Source organism: Paenibacillus darwinianus, from assembly GCF_000598065.1.
GTDB lineage: Bacteria > Bacillota > Bacilli > Paenibacillales > Paenibacillaceae > Paenibacillus_I > Paenibacillus_I darwinianus.
In genome coordinates this window covers 7,179-22,477 of the sequence record NZ_KK082134.1, presented here as the reverse complement: position 1 = coordinate 22,477, position 15,299 = coordinate 7,179, and the positions used below count along the sequence as shown (strand labels likewise).

Annotated in this window: 18 protein-coding genes and 2 pseudogenes; 15 read left to right on the top strand and 5 right to left on the bottom strand. The window is 54.2% G+C overall.

Annotation, left to right across the window (positions count from 1 at the left end; translation table 11 throughout):
• Positions 1-2: 2 nt before the first annotated feature.
• From BG52_RS02840 to BG52_RS02795, 12 genes and pseudogenes are all read left to right on the top strand, one after another.
• Complete coding sequence (locus BG52_RS02840) at positions 3-317, top strand: cytochrome C oxidase subunit IV family protein (RefSeq protein WP_036579856.1); 315 nt, start codon at positions 3-5, stop codon at positions 315-317.
• A 77-nt stretch (positions 318-394) separates the two neighbouring features.
• The gene (ctaG, locus tag BG52_RS02835) at positions 395-1,294 is read left to right on the top strand and encodes a cytochrome c oxidase assembly factor CtaG (RefSeq protein ID WP_036579854.1); all 900 of its coding nucleotides are present in this window, start codon (positions 395-397) and stop codon (positions 1,292-1,294) included.
• Positions 1,295-1,480: 186 nt separating this feature from the next.
• A complete protein-coding gene (locus BG52_RS02830; RefSeq protein WP_036579851.1) occupies positions 1,481-1,816 on the top strand; it encodes a four-helix bundle copper-binding protein in 336 nt (111 codons plus the stop codon).
• A gap of 216 nt (positions 1,817-2,032) precedes the next feature.
• Positions 2,033-2,404, top strand: a complete 372-nt coding sequence (locus tag BG52_RS02825) for a hypothetical protein (protein WP_036579848.1) — start codon at positions 2,033-2,035, stop codon at positions 2,402-2,404.
• Between the two features lie 138 nt (positions 2,405-2,542).
• The gene (locus tag BG52_RS02820; RefSeq protein ID WP_190287446.1) at positions 2,543-3,679 is read left to right on the top strand and encodes a F510_1955 family glycosylhydrolase; all 1,137 of its coding nucleotides are present in this window, start codon (positions 2,543-2,545) and stop codon (positions 3,677-3,679) included.
• Between the two features lie 309 nt (positions 3,680-3,988).
• On the top strand, positions 3,989-6,388 hold the full coding sequence (locus BG52_RS02815; protein ID WP_081798448.1) for a heavy metal translocating P-type ATPase: 2,400 nt from the start codon (positions 3,989-3,991) through the stop codon (positions 6,386-6,388).
• Positions 6,389-6,431: 43 nt separating this feature from the next.
• Complete coding sequence (locus BG52_RS02810) at positions 6,432-7,409, top strand: cation diffusion facilitator family transporter (RefSeq protein ID WP_051587641.1); 978 nt, start codon at positions 6,432-6,434, stop codon at positions 7,407-7,409.
• Positions 7,410-7,530: 121 nt separating this feature from the next.
• Positions 7,531-7,614, top strand: a pseudogene (locus BG52_RS16745) (SHOCT domain-containing protein); the annotation flags it as partial.
• 22 nt (positions 7,615-7,636) lie between these two features.
• Positions 7,637-8,230, top strand: a complete 594-nt coding sequence (locus tag BG52_RS02805; RefSeq protein ID WP_036579845.1) for a class I SAM-dependent methyltransferase — start codon at positions 7,637-7,639, stop codon at positions 8,228-8,230.
• A 103-nt stretch (positions 8,231-8,333) separates the two neighbouring features.
• Positions 8,334-8,603, top strand: a complete 270-nt coding sequence (locus tag BG52_RS02800; protein WP_036579844.1) for a hypothetical protein — start codon at positions 8,334-8,336, stop codon at positions 8,601-8,603.
• Positions 8,604-8,606: 3 nt separating this feature from the next.
• Positions 8,607-8,765 (top strand): SHOCT domain-containing protein, encoded by a 159-nt coding sequence (locus BG52_RS15580; protein WP_144340717.1) that lies wholly within the window; start codon positions 8,607-8,609, stop codon positions 8,763-8,765.
• Positions 8,766-8,777: 12 nt separating this feature from the next.
• Complete coding sequence (locus BG52_RS02795) at positions 8,778-9,050, top strand: DUF2933 domain-containing protein (protein WP_036579843.1); 273 nt, start codon at positions 8,778-8,780, stop codon at positions 9,048-9,050.
• Between the two features lie 316 nt (positions 9,051-9,366).
• On the opposite strand, the gene spoVAE is transcribed toward BG52_RS02795, so the two are convergent.
• The 4 genes from spoVAE to BG52_RS14760 all read right to left on the bottom strand — a co-directional run bounded on the left by spoVAE (position 9,367) and on the right by BG52_RS14760 (position 12,005).
• Positions 9,367-9,717, bottom strand: a complete 351-nt coding sequence (spoVAE, locus tag BG52_RS02790; protein WP_036579841.1) for a stage V sporulation protein AE — start codon at positions 9,715-9,717, stop codon at positions 9,367-9,369.
• Positions 9,714-10,733 carry a stage V sporulation protein AD gene (gene spoVAD / locus BG52_RS02785; protein WP_036579839.1) on the bottom strand — a complete coding sequence of 340 codons (1,020 nt, stop codon included), beginning with the start codon at positions 10,731-10,733 and terminating at the stop codon, positions 9,714-9,716. The genes spoVAE and spoVAD overlap by 4 nt, the downstream gene beginning before the upstream one ends.
• Before the next feature lie 3 nt (positions 10,734-10,736).
• The gene (spoVAC, locus tag BG52_RS02780) at positions 10,737-11,222 is read right to left on the bottom strand and encodes a stage V sporulation protein AC (RefSeq protein ID WP_036579837.1); all 486 of its coding nucleotides are present in this window, start codon (positions 11,220-11,222) and stop codon (positions 10,737-10,739) included.
• A gap of 363 nt (positions 11,223-11,585) precedes the next feature.
• Positions 11,586-12,005 (bottom strand): EamA family transporter, encoded by a 420-nt coding sequence (locus BG52_RS14760; RefSeq protein ID WP_051587642.1) that lies wholly within the window; start codon positions 12,003-12,005, stop codon positions 11,586-11,588.
• Between the two features lie 72 nt (positions 12,006-12,077).
• Here BG52_RS14760 and BG52_RS02770 point away from each other — a divergent pair, with 72 nt between their 5' ends.
• On the top strand, positions 12,078-12,383 hold the full coding sequence (locus BG52_RS02770; RefSeq protein WP_190287445.1) for an MFS transporter: 306 nt from the start codon (positions 12,078-12,080) through the stop codon (positions 12,381-12,383).
• A 10-nt stretch (positions 12,384-12,393) separates the two neighbouring features.
• Here BG52_RS02770 and BG52_RS02765 read toward each other — a convergent pair whose 3' ends face one another.
• Positions 12,394-14,325: an ABC-F family ATP-binding cassette domain-containing protein gene (locus BG52_RS02765; protein WP_036579832.1), complete on the bottom strand. Its 1,932-nt coding sequence runs from the start codon at positions 14,323-14,325 to the stop codon at positions 12,394-12,396.
• Between the two features lie 212 nt (positions 14,326-14,537).
• Here BG52_RS02765 and BG52_RS02760 point away from each other — a divergent pair, with 212 nt between their 5' ends.
• Positions 14,538-15,161, top strand: a complete 624-nt coding sequence (locus tag BG52_RS02760; protein ID WP_051587643.1) for a 5-formyltetrahydrofolate cyclo-ligase — start codon at positions 14,538-14,540, stop codon at positions 15,159-15,161.
• Positions 15,162-15,172: 11 nt separating this feature from the next.
• Positions 15,173-15,299: pseudogene (locus BG52_RS16675) on the top strand (cyclic pyranopterin monophosphate synthase MoaC); the annotation flags it as partial.

Here is a 15,299-nt window from a genome sequence, read left to right as displayed (position 1 = left end):
TCATGGCCGATCATCATTCGACAGCCAATGAACGGAGACGCCATAAACACGAAGGACCTCAGAAGCATATCGTCTCCTTTATTTTCTCGCTGCTGTTGACCGTAATTGCCTTTGCGGTCGTGGCCGCTGGAGACGTGAACAAAGATTTTATTTACATTTTATTGGTGACGATGGCGGTCGGGCAAGTTATCATTCAGATGGGATTCTGGATGCATATGAAGGATCGGGGACATCTGTACCCGATCATCGGAATTTTGGCCGGCGTGTTCGTCGTGTTCACAATGGTTATTATGGCCCTTTACTGGGTATGGTGGTAAGAAGAGAAGCTGTTTGATAAGAAGAGAGGCCGGTCGCGTTTGGACGGTCTCTCTTCTTGCATAGGAGGATCATGATAATGACCGATTTGAACGAATTCAGCTTTACTGAAATGTGGAGCCCGTTGTTTGTGCTGGGAATGGTCACATTGCTGGGCGGCTATTTCTATCTGATCGGGCCCTGGCGGGAGAAGCATATGCCTGGTGAAGCCCGTCCGACTTTACTGAAGAACACGTATGTCGTTTCTGCGGTCATCATGTTCTATCTGGCGCAGGGCGGCCCGCTGCAACTGTTGGGACATTTGAACTTTGCGTTCCATATGGTTAATATGTCGCTGTCCTATCTGATCGTGCCGCCGGTTCTGCTGCTGGGCGTACCCGCCTTCGTGTGGCGGCTGGCTTTCCGCTCCCCGCATTGGCGCAAGCTGGGCTGGATCATGCATCCGATGCTGACGCTTGTGTTGTTTAATATACTGTTCTCCATCTATCACATGCCGATTGTGTTCGATTTTCTTATGGCTAACGTTGTCCTGCATCGGGTTTATTACGCCGTCCTATTCGTAACCTCGTGCATGATGTGGTGGCAGATCGTGAGTCCGGTGCCGGACTGGAGGCGTATGGCCGATGTCCGCAAGATGGGATATATTTTTGCGAACGGTCTGCTTCTGACGCCGGCATGCGCCCTGATTATATTTGCCTCCGCTCCGCTTTACGCCGCGTATGATCCCGTCTCATTGACGGCTGCCGCGGGGTCCGGCGTTTCCGGCGAGCATAATCATTTACTGGATCAGTCTCACGCCCAGGCAGCCTTCACGTTATTTAATCCGCTGGAGGATCAGCAATTGGGCGGCATCATCATGAAGCTGGTGCAAGAGATCATGTATGGGGCCATATTGACCTATGTATTCACGCAATGGTACCGGCGTGAACATAGGGCGGACGATGAGCTGCCGCCGACCGCCGAGCCGGCCGGGAACTGATTAGCGAAGACTAATAAGCACTGTCCATATGCCGGGACGGTGCTTTTTTACGCTGGAGGCCGCGGTTGACAACAATTAACTACAATTCGTAGTTTTTTCGGGTCACTACGTTTGTTCTGAAAAAGGTTGGGTAATATATACAAGTGATCCGAGAAATAGGGTCCGAAAACAAAGGAGGTAATGTGAATGTCTCACGAGCAATTTAAGCAGTGCATCGAGGAATGTTTACGCTGTATGCAAGAGTGCAACCATTGTTACGACGCTTGTCTGAATGAGGACAACGTCCAGATGATGCGCGACTGTATTCGCTTGGATCGTGAATGTGCGGATATTTGCGCCTTCGCCGCACAAGCCATGTCCCGCAACAGCCAATTTGCTAAAGAAATTTGCGCGCTTTGCGCCACGATTTGCGAAGCATGCGGGAATGAATGCAATAAGCATGCGGCTCAATCCGACCACTGCAAACGTTGCGCCGAAGCCTGCTTCGCATGCGCTGAAGCTTGCCGCAGAATGGCCGGCTAAACATTCAGTATAAAGGCCATAAAATCCCCCCTCGGCGTAAGCGAAAGCAGAGGGGGGATTTTATGGCCTCTATAAAAATGTGATCACATTAGGGCAAATAAAACAACGTTTTGTGAAGTTGCGTACACGCGCTGTTGCCTTTGCTATAATTTGTTTCGTCAGGGTGATGGCGAGGGTTCACCATCATGTGAAGTGAAATTGTGGGAGGGACAGGCTATGAGATTTGTAATGAAAGCAACGGCGCTTCTATTTTTGGCATTTATTTTGCTGCCGATGGCAGCGTTTGCCCATTCGGGATTGCCATCATTCATCCCTCCAAGAGGAGAGATAGTTTCTCCCGAAGAGAAACAAACCAGGGCAATCACCTGGTCGTCGGTTCAGCCCCCCCAAAAAAACAAGGCTGACGCTCTGGAGCTGGCGGCGCCTTCGTTGAGTACTCCTAACGTAAATAATGTTCCAAGCGAGCAGCCTTCCGACAAAGCCGCGCCGCCTGTATTTGTTCTGATCATTGGCATTTTATTGGCCCTTCTGGTTGTCGGTTTAGGCGGTATGGCGAATCGCAGGGGTAGATGGCAGCGTGGGAAGTAAAATAGGCCGCGAATCAACTCCTAACGGTGCTTAAATTAAGAAAAGATGTCGGCTGATTTATTTGACAAACCTTTCGAAATACAAATATGATATTCAAAGGGAGATTCGGGGATGCTATTTCTAAGAAAGAAGCTTTGGTTGATCATTCCGGGCTTGTCTTTACTGCCAGCCCAAGCTCTTGCGCACGGAGCGGAGGAAGAAGCAAAAGCGGGGATTACGTTGAGCACTTATTTTTTGATCGGTACAGTCCTTCTCTTTGTGCTGTTTCTCATTTTGTATGGGGTTGCCGCATACAAAGCGAAACAATTGCATAACGCGAAGAAACAAGAGGATCGCTACAGGCGCCAGCAATTAACGAAAACCGCAAACCGCTTCCGAGTGGCATGGATCTTGTCGCTTACAGGAGTGATCATTAGTGGAGCGGCTGCCTCAATTGGCGGGGGACCGAAGGAAATGTCCGTGCCGCATATTCACGGACTCGGATATTCAATCGATGGAGAGCGGATATTGATGCCCGCGCACAACGGCATCATGACATTTTCCGAACGACACTGGTCCCAGGGACCGGGGGAAAAACACGATTATATGGGTTTCTCTGCAGTGGATAACGGCTTTTACAGCAGTGGGCACCCAGCAGAGGGCTCGAATAAAAAGAATCCTTTCGGCGTGGTGAAAAGCACGGATGAAGGGAAAAACGTACAGACGCTTGCGGTTTATGGAGAAACCGATTTTCATCTGATGGGCGCAAGCTACAGCACAAAGGCGATTTATGTGATCAACCCGCAGCCCAATACGCAAATGAAGTCGCCTGGCCTTTACTATTCCAAGGATGACGGCAAAACCTGGACGCCGACCGGAATGCAAGGAGTTGCCGGCGATCCCGCAGCGATTGCGGTCCATCCGACCAACGACGCGGTGGTCGCGATCGGCACAGAGCAGGGATTGTTCCTGTCGAAAGACAGCGGGCAAAATTTTGAAAACCTGTCCGACACGCAGGTAACTTCTTTGTATTTTAACCAAAAAGGCTCGTTATTTATCGGAAATTATCGTGCGCCGGCAGCTTCGCTCCTTCAGCTCGATATCGATACCAAACAGACCATTGAGATGAAAATTCCCGAATTAACGGAAGACGCCGTCGCCTACTTCGCGCAAAACCCGAAAAATCCGAATGAGTTTGCGTTTGCGACCTTCAACACCGATGTGTTTTTATCCGAGGATGCCGGAGAAACCTGGACGAAAATCGCCGATAAAGGCAAAGGCAAAATGGAGGACTGATCGTACGCGCGGAAGTTCCTCTCACAATATGGAGATCAGAACGATTCCAAGCGAACAGCCGCCAACCAATCCGACAGCACCTCTTCGAGCCCCGCCTTCTCTCCAGGCGGGGCTTAATATTTCATTGAACGATGGCATAGACCAGTCCCCCCATCTCCATTTGCGTCCTGTATAGGTTCAACCGGACTTGGCAGCATATTATATGATCAGTTATCGATTTAAATGATTGACAACCGCCAACCAACCGCATACTATAATAAATAACATATGAACAATTAATCATATATTAGTTTGAAGGAGGGAACTCCAATGGCTTCTAGTTGCTGCAACCATGAACATAATGACGGTCAGCGTGACCTGTCTCGGCATACAAGTCAAACGGCATCGTTAACCGGGCTGCATTGCGGGGATTGTGCCGTCAAACTCGAAAAGGTGATCTCCCGGATCGATGGAGTCAGTTCAATCGATATCCATTTTGCGACCTCGAAAATGAGCGTCGGATATGATGAATCCAGGACGGATTTCGAGACGGTTGTAAGCAGCGTACGCAAATTAGGCTACGACGTGGCTCAACCCGCAACGACCAATCCAAACATCAGCACATTTCGTATCGAGGGAATGGATTGTGCCGATTGCGCCCAGAAACTAGAGAAAAGGGTGGGTGCGATTTCTTCGGTCGTTCGTGTCAATGTCAATTTCGGAGCGGCCAAAATGACGGTGGAGCATGACGGAAATGCCGTCGAGGCCGTTCGAAAAGCCGTTAAACAGGCCGGTTATTCCGCGACGGAACAAAAAGAGGGCGCTGCCCGGCGGGAAGCGGAACAGCCGTTCTGGAAAAAAAATAAAAAAGTGCTCACCACCGCAATTTCCGGGTTGCTTTTTCTGCTGGCCTGGATTCCTTCCCTTATGGGGATGATGGAGGAGTCAACCGCGTCTGTCTTGTACGCGGCGGCAATCGTTGTCGGCGGTTACCGGATCGCCAAGAGCGGCATTTACGGGCTGCGTTCGCGGACCGTCGGCATGGATTTCCTGATGATGATCGCTGCCGTCGGAGCAGCCGTCATTGGACAATGGGGCGAGGGCGCGGCGGTCGTCTTCCTGTTCGCGTTGGGTGAAACGCTCGAAGCCTATACGATGGATAGGACAAGGAACTCGATTCGTTCGCTCATGGATTTGGCGCCCAACGAGGCGATCGTGCGCAGATCCGGACAGACGATGACGCTTCCAGTGGAGCAGATCGTAGTCGGAGATATCTTGATGGTCAGGCCGGGCGAAAAAATCGCAATGGACGGCAAGGTCGCCAAAGGGTTTTCCGCCGTTAATCAGGCTCCGATAACGGGGGAGTCGATTCCCGTAGAGAAAGCGGCCGGCGACGATGTGTTTGCCGGAACCGTCAACCAGCAAGGCGCCTTGGAGATCGAAGTGACGAAGCTGTCGAAGGATAACACGCTTTCCCGCATTATTCATCTCGTTGAGGAGGCGCAGGCGCAGAAAGCGCCGTCTCAACGCTTCGTCGATGTGTTCTCCAAATATTATACCCCCGCTGTCATTGCGGTGGCGGTCGGGATTGCGACGATTCCAACGCTGATATTCGGTCAGCCTTTCGACATCTGGTTCTACCGGGCGCTCATGATGCTCGTCGTGTCGTGTCCCTGCGCCTTGGTCATTTCCACGCCGGTGTCGATTGTTTCGGCGATCGGCAATGCCGCAAGAAACGGCATCCTGATCAAAGGCGGCGCGCATTTGGAACGGCTCGGCGCTATCACGGTGATCGCGTTCGACAAAACCGGAACCTTGACGGCCGGGGTGCCGCAGGTCGAAGAAATCATACCGCTCTGCGGGAGGCCGCTTTCGGACGTATTGGCCACCGCCGCAAGTGTGGAGTCCATGTCCGAACATCCGGTAGCTGAAGCTATTGTGCGCAAGGCAACGCAAGAAGGCATCGGTATCTCCGAATGCACGAACTTTACTTCCATAACCGGCAAAGGGGCACAGGCGGAGATCGACGGAATGGCATACCGCATCGGTAATCCGCGCTGGTTCCGCGACGATTTGCATTTTTCGCTCGAATCCATTCAGGAAGAGCTCGACCGTCTCCAGCAGACAGGCCGGACGGTTATGCTCCTCGGCACGGACGAGCAATTGCTGGCGATCATTACGGTCGCGGACCAAATCAGGGCGAACAGCAGGGCCGCGATCGCAGAGCTGCAAGCGGTCGGCATGAAGAAGATCGTGATGCTTACCGGGGATAACCAAGGCACAGCCAAGGCGGTCGCCGCCAAATTGGGAGGCATCGATTACCGGGCGGAGCTGCTTCCCCAGGATAAAGTGTCTTCCATAAAAGAATGGATGAAGCATGAGAAGGGGGTGGCGATGGTCGGGGACGGGGTGAATGACGCCCCTGCGCTTGCCACCGCGACAGTCGGCATCGCCATGGGAGCTGCCGGTACGGATACGGCCTTGGAAACGGCGGATGTCGCCCTAATGGCCGACGATCTTGCCAAGCTGCCCTACGCCGTCCGCTTAAGCCGCCGCGCACTGCGCATTATCAAACAAAATATCGCGTTCTCGCTGCTCGTGAAGGCTGTCTTTATGGCCCTCATATTCATGGGTTGGTCCACGCTGTGGATGGCGGTATTGGCCGATACCGGCAGTTCTCTGCTTGTCATTGCTAACGGCATGCGTTTGCTGGGGTTTTTCTCCCGGTAAATCTCATGTACGACTCATTAAAAATAAAAAGGGGATAACGTATTTGGGACAAAAAAGTGATCCGCATCCACATAAACCTGCCGATTCCGACGGCCATTCGCATGATCACGATCATTCCCATTCACATGGACCCGGGCATTCGCACAACCATGGGAAAAACGCCAATAAACAGGCGTTAAAGCTTTCTTTTTTTATGATTGCCGCTTATATGATTGTCGAAGCGATCGGCGGTTTTATGACAAACAGCCTTGCCTTGATCTCCGATGCAGGCCATATGCTGAGTGATGCGACCGCGCTTGGATTAAGCTATTTGGCCATGACGTTCGGGGAGCGGAAAGCCAGCGAATTCAAGACGTTCGGTTATAAAAGGTTTGAGGTATTGGCTGCGTTTATTAACGGTCTTACGTTGATCGGCATTTCTTTGTACATATTCTGGGAAGCATTCAGACGTTTCTTCGAGCCGCCTGAAGTGATGAGTTCCGGAATGATTATGATCGCCGCGATCGGCTTGCTGGTTAATATCGCCGCAGCCTACATTCTGATGAAGGGCGACACGTCGGAAAATCTGAACATCCGCAGCGCTTTTCTGCATGTGATCGGGGATTTGCTCGGTTCTGTCGGCGCAATCATCGCTGCTTTGTTGATCATGTTTTTCGGATGGGACTTGGCCGACCCGATTGCCAGCGTGGCAGTGGCGATCCTGATCATTATCAGCGCCTACCGGGTGACGCGGGATTCGATTCACATTCTGATGGAAGGCGCGCCGTCCCATATCAATGTCGACGAGGTGCGCATGATGCTTGGTTCTCTGCCAAATGTAGTCGAGGTGCACGATTTGCATGTGTGGGCGATATCCTCCGATATCCCTTCCCTTAGCTGCCATATCGTCGTGAACGACATGCAAAACAGCCATCTGGTCATGAAAGAGGCTAAAAAATTGCTTGAGGATCGATTTAAAATCAAGCATACGACGATCCAGACCGATACGCGGGAAACTGCGTGCGATATCGAGGAACACTAAACTCGTTCATCATTTCAACACATCTTTTTCACAGTTTGCACAAAGCTCTCATATACACTCGTTGGTATACGAGCAATCGCCGACAACGACAGGATAGGGCAAAAAGGAAGATCCAGCGCTTCAGGTGTTGAAGGAGCGGTTCGCCCGCGGGGAAATCAGCGAGGAAGAGTTCCACCAGAAAAAATGGATGCTGACGCAAAAATAGCTTAACAAAGGATGAAAGCGGAATGAGCACCTTTTTCACCAGATATTACGATGCGCTGATGGGGCCGTTGGAACGCAGACGGTTCGGGCCCATCCGCCGAAAGCTACTTGCAGGGTTGAAAGGTCGCGTACTCGAAATCGGATCGGGCACCGGGATCAATTTTCCCTATTATGAGGATGCCGCTCACGTGACTGCGATCGAGCCCGAAGCGGCCATGCGCGCGCAATCGCTCGGCAGAGCGGAGAAGGCGCGTGCGGTTATTGAAGTCATACCCGGCGATGCGGAGCGGCTTCCGTTCCCGGACAGCACATTTGATTCAGTCGCGGTAACCTTGGTGATGTGCACGATTCCGGATCCGGTCAAAGCGCTTGCGGAAATACGCCGGGTTTGTAAACCCGAAGGCGAAGTGCTGTTTTTCGAGCATGTTCGCTTGGAAGGTTCTTTCCTCGGCACCGTACAGGATTGGCTTACGCCGGTATGGAAACGGCTTTGCGACGGCTGCCATTTGAACCGGAACACCCTGCAGCTTATTGACAATTCCGGTCTTGAAATCTTAAACGTCGAGCGGCATTACAACGACATCTTTCTCGTGGCCTACACGCTCAACCGGAAGTAATGTCCGATTATTTCGTGGCTCCATCATACAATCATCATGGTTTGAACACATCTGTTGATTATACTGGCATAGTAGTCACAAGTTATGAAGGAGGCAATCGATAATGAAGAAAAAGAGGAATCTGCTTATCGCTTCGTTTGCGCTGGCAGCCGTATTGGTAGTGGGTCAAGCTGCGTTTGCATCCAATGACACGGGCAGCGCAAGAGGCGGTGCGGACAGCATGATGGACGGCAGCGCGATGTCCGGCAACGATATGTCGGGCATGATGCAGATGATGGGGAACAAAGACATGCAGAAAATGATGACGGGGATGAATTCCCCCGAGGGTAAGGAAATGACGAAAGCTTGCAAAGCGTTTATGGAGTCGTACTGACCTATGGGATGCTGTGGAGGTTCGTCCAGCCAGCATAAAAAACATCCGCCGGTGGAGAGCAGCAACAACGTAACGCCGCTTGAGCTCCTTAAAATCAGGCTGGCCAAGGGTGAGGTTACGTTCGAGGAGTATGAAAAAACGAAAGCCGCATTGGCGAACTAAGGGGGATTCCGCTTGAATTGGACGCTACTGCTATTGTTGGCATGTCCTTTGATGATGCTGTTCTGTATGAAAGGTATGTCTGGCGGAAGCAAAAAGACAGATCATGTTTCGGACGGGCCGCCGGTATCTCAGCAGGACATGCAGCGTTTACAAATTCAAATGGCTGATTTGATCGAACAGAACCATAAACTCACGAATGAGGTTGAAGGACTGAGAACCAAATCCTCCAATGTAATTGAGCTGACGGAGGAAAGGCTGTCGTCGATCTCAAGGGCAAATGGGTGATTCCGGGACTAGCGCGCATGAGCTGAACGTTTACGACCGCAAGCACAAAGGTATTCCGTATATCCGCAAAGCGATTGCGGAGAGGAGCCCGAAGGCAGCCCCCGATATATGAACGAAAAAGCGTTGAAGAAGCATTGGGAGAAAGGCTACGGCTATCTGGTCATACGGCTGAAGGACGTCCAGAGGATCGCGGATGAACAACAATTGAGCGAATACGAATAAGTTCGATGGAGGAATCCGTTCTTCGGCGCGCATGAGGCGAAAAAGCAAGCCTAGAGCGGGAATTCCCGCTCTCAGCTTGGATAGTGTTGCATCTTTACCCCTTCGGCTTGGCGATTAGCGCCGCGATGAAGGAGAAGATGATCGCGGCGGATATGCCGGCGCTGGTGATTTTGAAAATGCCGGTGATAATGCCGATCCAGCCGTGATCGTCATACTCCGAAATCGCACCGTGCACGAGCGCGTTGCCGAAGCTCGTAATCGGCACGGTAGCGCCGGCGCCGACGTAGTTGATCAGCGGATCGTAGAGGCCGAGGCCTTCGGCAACCGCTCCGGCTACGACCAGCAAGGTCATCGTGTGGGCAGGCGTCAATTTGAAGACGTCGAAGCAGATTTGGCCGATGACGCATATTGCTCCTCCGGCCAGGAAGGCCCATAAATAAATCATTCCGGAGTCACCCCTCTCTCGATGGACACCGCATGCGCGATGCAGGGGATGCTCTCTCCCTGCTGATAAGATAGCGGAGACAGAAGCGCCCCTGTCGCGACAACCAGCATTCGATTGAACTCGCCCTTTCGGAGCCTGTTCAGCAAATGGCCGTAGGTCACGACCGCCGAACAGCCGCAGCCGCTGGCGCCCGCCTGCACCTGCTGTGTTTCGTAATCGTAGATCATCATGCCGCAATCCTTGTACACCGTCTGATCGATTGGCACCTTATGCCGCTCGAACAGATCGCGGGCCAGCTCATAACCGATTTTCGACAAGTCGCCGGTCACGATCAGGTCGTAATGACCGGGCTCGACGTTGAGGTCCCGGAAATGGGCCTGGATCGTGTCGACTGCGGCGGGGGCCATTGCGGCGCCCATATTGAACGGGTCCTTGATGCCCATATCGATGACTCTTCCGATCGTGGCCGTAGTGATGCAAGGACCGTCCCCGTCAAGCGAGACGACGCTGGCCCCGGCCCCGGTTACCGTATACTGCGCGGTCGGGGGCTTCTGGGACCCGTACTCGGTCGGATAACGAAACTGCTTCTCCGCAGTTGCATTGTGGCTGCACGCACTGGCCAGCGTATAATCGGCTGATCGTGAATTCACCAGATTCGCGGCGACCGCCAGGCTTTCCATCGACGTGGAGCATGCCCCGAACACGCCGATGTGAGGAATGGCCAGCGTCCTCGCCGCAAAGCTCGTGCTGATGATCTGGTTCATCAAATCGCCGCCGACGAAGAAATTGATCTTCTCGTTCGTCAATCCCGCGTTCTGCACGGCCAGCTTGGCCGCCTCCTCCAGCAGCGTCTTCTCGGCTTTCTCCCAACTGTCCTGTCCGATCCTCAGGTCGTCGTGAATGCGGTCGAAATCTTTGGCGAGCGGGCCTTGCCCTTCGAACGGACCGACAACCGTTGCGGTGCCGAGCAGGCGCGGCCGCTTATCAAACTGCCAGCTCTGATGCCCGGTCAGCATAACTCAGGACCCCCCTGTCGAGCCGGGATCGAAAATCCAGTGCACGATACCGACGACAAACGCCGCGACCGTACCGAACACAATAACCGGACCCGAAAGCTTGAACATTTTGCCCCCGACGCCAAGGACCAGCCCTTCGCTTCGGTGCTCGATCGCGGCCGATGCCATCGTGTTCGCGAAGCCGGTGACGGGAACGGCGCTGCCGGCGCCCGCCCATTGCGCGATTTTATCGTAAACGCCCAGGCTGGTCAGAATAACGGAGATCAGGATCAGAACGGCCACGGTGGGGTTGCTCGCTTCCTTCCGGTCGAAGCCGCCCCAATTCACAAACATATCCTGAATCGCTTGGCCGATGATGCTGATCAGACCGCCCACGAGGAACGCTTTAATGCAATTGCTCACAACGGGACGGGAGGGCTCCCTTTTCTTGGCGAGCGCCTGGTATTCCTTTTGGGTTGGGGTCGTTTGATTGTTCTTGCCGTTAGACACGCAGCGTTCTCCTCCTTCAACTAGGTTGCCTTCGCGGTTCGGAACGGTTGCTGTGCTGTGATCATGTCTCGCAGCCGCTTGCTTCCGAGCACCTTGGTCATCACAAACAAGCACCGCTACCGACAACAAGGTGCGAAGCGCGACTCAGCCCGCTGGGGCAGGCGCGGACTCCCCTTCGCTCTCCATTATTGTCAATACTGAAATTGTGCGTCAAAAGGCCGAAACCCACTCGCAGAATTGTTTTCCAGCAGCGCGGGGCGGCAATGGGAGAGGAAGAGGAGGGAGGGGGTGGCGAAAAAAGCTGCCGGCGACCAGCGGTAAGGTATAGTCGTTCCATGGGAGGGGAAAATGAGGAGAGGATGCCTAGGATTGTCTGACAAACAGAAATAGGCCGAGCACGATCAGAGCCATGCCCGCGACCTTGCTTGCGGATACCGCTTCGTTCATGAGGAGGACGGCCAACACGAAAGTGACGATGGGGTAAGTGGCGGTAATCGTCACCACGGTCGTCAGCGATCCGCGCGATAGCGCATAGAGGAATACGACATAAGCCGTCGGTACGAGGATGCCGTTAGTCATGGCAAAAAGCACGGTGTTGCGGTGAAACTGAAACGGCATGCCGCCAAGCTTGGCCGCCATGAGGTAAACCAACGCGACGATTAACATCGTGAAGGCTGTAATAAAATTGACTTCGAGCGGGTGCCCGGTCTGGAGCGCCTGCCTGTCAATGATGCCGTTGATGCCCCAAATAAAGGTGACCATCAGGATAATGACATATAGCATGATTCGTTTCCTCCCGCCTTTCTTGTCCGGTATCCATTGTTATGTCCGAGCGTCGATGATTATGACGCCGTTGTGGCGGTGATCGGCTTTGTTCGGATGTCGGGCCTTTCGGTCAGCGTCGTCTATGCGCAGGAGCTGCTGCCCGGCAACGTCGGATTGGCGTCGGGACTGATTACCGGCCTGGCTTTCGGCATGGGAGCCTTGGGCGGGGTCGTCCTCGGCAATGTCGGCTATTATTACGGCAGCATGGCGCCGGTCATACGCGCTTGCAGTTATTTGCCGCTGTTCGGCCTGCTGGCATTTATGCTGCCGAAGGACCGGCGCCCTATAGCTGAGACACATCGAAAAGTCCCGTTACATGCCGGACCGGCGAAGTAACGGGACTTTTTTATGCCAATAATTGCTCCCAAGCCTCATAGACTGCTTGAAGCGCTGCTTTTTTCTCGTCGATCGCGGTTTGTTTCTGCTGCACGAGAACGTAGTCGTTATAGACCGCGGGATCGGCCAATTCCGCTTCAAGGCTACCGATCTCTTCCTCTAGTTTCGCGATGTCGCTCTCCAGCTGTTCCAGCCTGCGCTGCTTCTGCCGCTCATCGCGTTTCGCTTGCTTATCCGCCTCATAGCTGGACAAGTCGGCCGCCTGCTGGGGCTGGCCCGGTTTGGCTCGGGAGGCCTGCTCACGCTCGAGACGAAGCTCCTCCAGTTCCTTTTTCTTCTCCAGCATTTCGTCATAATTTCCCAGGAAATACCGGGCGCCTTCAGGAGACAATTCGACAATGCGCTCGGCCATTTTATTGAGAAAATATCGGTCATGCGAAATGAAGAACAGTGTGCCCTCGAAATCGATCAGAGCAGATTCCAGCACTTCCTTACTGTAGAGATCCAGATGGTTCGTCGGTTCGTCAAGAATAAGTACGTTTGCCCGTTCGAGCATCAGCTTGGCCAGCGATACGCGCGCTTTCTCTCCTCCGCTGAGCGCGGCGATTTTTTTGAGCACGTCTTCCCCGCTGAACAGAAAGTTGCCGAGCACCGTCCGAATACGGGCTTCCTCCAGATGCGGATAAGCGTTCCATACCTCCTCAAGAACGGTGTTGGAGGCGGTCAGTCCAGTCTGTTCCTGGTCGTAATAGCCGAGCTTGACGTTCGAGCCGAAGCGGATCATGCCGGCGCGCGGTTTCAGATCGCCGGTCAACGCTTTAAGCAGCGTGGATTTACCGATGCCGTTCGGACCGATCAACGCCACCGTTTCACCGCGCTGCAGCTGGAAAGATACGGCGCGGAACAGCGGAGGAGCCGTTTCGTCGAACGCGAAGGACAGATCGCGGACATCGAGTACGTCCTTGCCGGTCTGCCGGTCGATCTCGAACGCGAAATGGGCCTTCTTCAGGTCGCCCATGGGCTTGTCCAGTCTGTCCATCTTCTCAAGCGCCTTGCGTCGGCTCTGCGCCCGCTTCGTCGTTGAGGCGCGGACCAGATTGCGTTGAATGAAATCCTCCATACGGGCGATGTCGTCCTGCTGCTTATCGAATTGCTTCATCGCCGTTTCGTAATCGGCCGCTTTGATTTCGATATATCGGCTGTAATTGCCGGTGTAACGCTTGGCGGCATGCCGTTCGATTTCCACGATCGAGGTTGTCAGGGCGTCGAGGAAATACCGGTCGTGCGATACGACGAGTATCGCGCCGGGGTAGCTTCTTAAATATTCCTCAAGCCAGGTAAGCGTTTCGATGTCGAGATGGTTCGTCGGTTCGTCCAGCATAAGCAGGTCGGGGGCTTGCAGCAAAATGCGGGCGAGCGCCAGCCGTGTTTTCTGCCCTCCGCTCAATGTCGCGATCGGCGTGTCGGGGGCGAAGCCGCCGAAGCCCATGCCGTGCAGGACGCTGCGGATCCGGTTGTCGATCTCGAAGCCTCCGCGCTCGCGGAACCATTCGGAACGGGATGCATATCGGGCGAGCGCGTCCTCGTATTTGCCGGTGTCGGTCTGCACGGCCGGATCGGCTATTTGCCGCTCCAACTCCCGCAGCTCCCGCTCGGTATCCAACAGCTCCGTGAAGACGGCGCGCATCTCGCCCTCGATCGTTCTGTCGGACAGCAGCCCGCTGTTCTGGGGCAAATAACCGAAACGGGCTTCCTTGAGCTTGTGAATCTGGCCGCCGTCTGGCGATATTTCGCCGGCAATGATTTGCAGCAGGGTCGACTTGCCTGCGCCATTGACGCCGACGAGTCCGATACGCTCGCGTTCCTGGACCTGAAATGTAATATGGGAAAGCACGGGTTTGACACCGTAGCTTTTGGATATTCCGGATACTTGCAGCAGCATAGTTACCTCCGTGCATGTTTATGCGTTTCATGTATTAGTTCGGTTTAGCTATAAGTGTACCATAACACGCAGTCCCTCTTCACTAAAGCTTTCAAGATAGGAAACTGTCGGAATCCGAACAAAGGGAGCCATAACCTAAGCGCTGCCTTGGCGAATCGGGGGAGTGGTGGTAAACTACAATTATATAAGGAAACGACAACTAGGAAGGGCGGATGTCCGAAGTGGAAGGAACCGACATACGGATCCGGAAGCGCGGTTTGCGGCAAGCGATGACGGCGGCGCGCGAGGCTCTGACCGGCACGGAGCGCCTGAGGCTGTCGGGGCGAATATGCGGACATGCCGCAGATTGGCTGGCGGCTGCCGGCAGCGGCAGCTTCATGGCTTATGTGCCGTTTCGTTCGGAGGTCGATACCGCCCCTCTGCTCGAATGGGCGTGGATGCGCGGAATCCGCGTTATCTTGCCCAAGAGCGAGCCGTCCGACCGTTCGATGAGATTTTTTCTTGTGCGGGGATGGGGGGAGCTGGCGCCGGGCGCTTACGGTATCCGGGAGCCGGACCCCTCCAAGGCGGCGGAATGGCCGAAGGAAGAAGCGCCGGGGGCGATTTTGCTGCCGGGGCTGGCTTTTGACCGATACGGCGGGAGGCTCGGTTACGGCGGCGGGTATTACGACCGATATCTCGAAGGCCTGTGCCGGCGCGTGCCGGCAGGCGCTAGGAGGCCGCCGGTAATCGGGATCGGCTACCGCCTTCAGCTTGCGGACCGATTACCGCTTGAAACGCATGATGCGCGGCTGGATGGCTGGATCGACGAGGAAGGCTTTCACGGGGCCAAATAAGGAGGAACTGCATGAGCTCGGGATTGACGCATTTCAATGAGCAAGGCCGCGCGCGGATGGTGGATGTTTCGGAGAAAGAGGTGACGAAACGAACCGCGACGGCGGTATCGACGGTGCGGATGGCGGCCGGCAGCGACC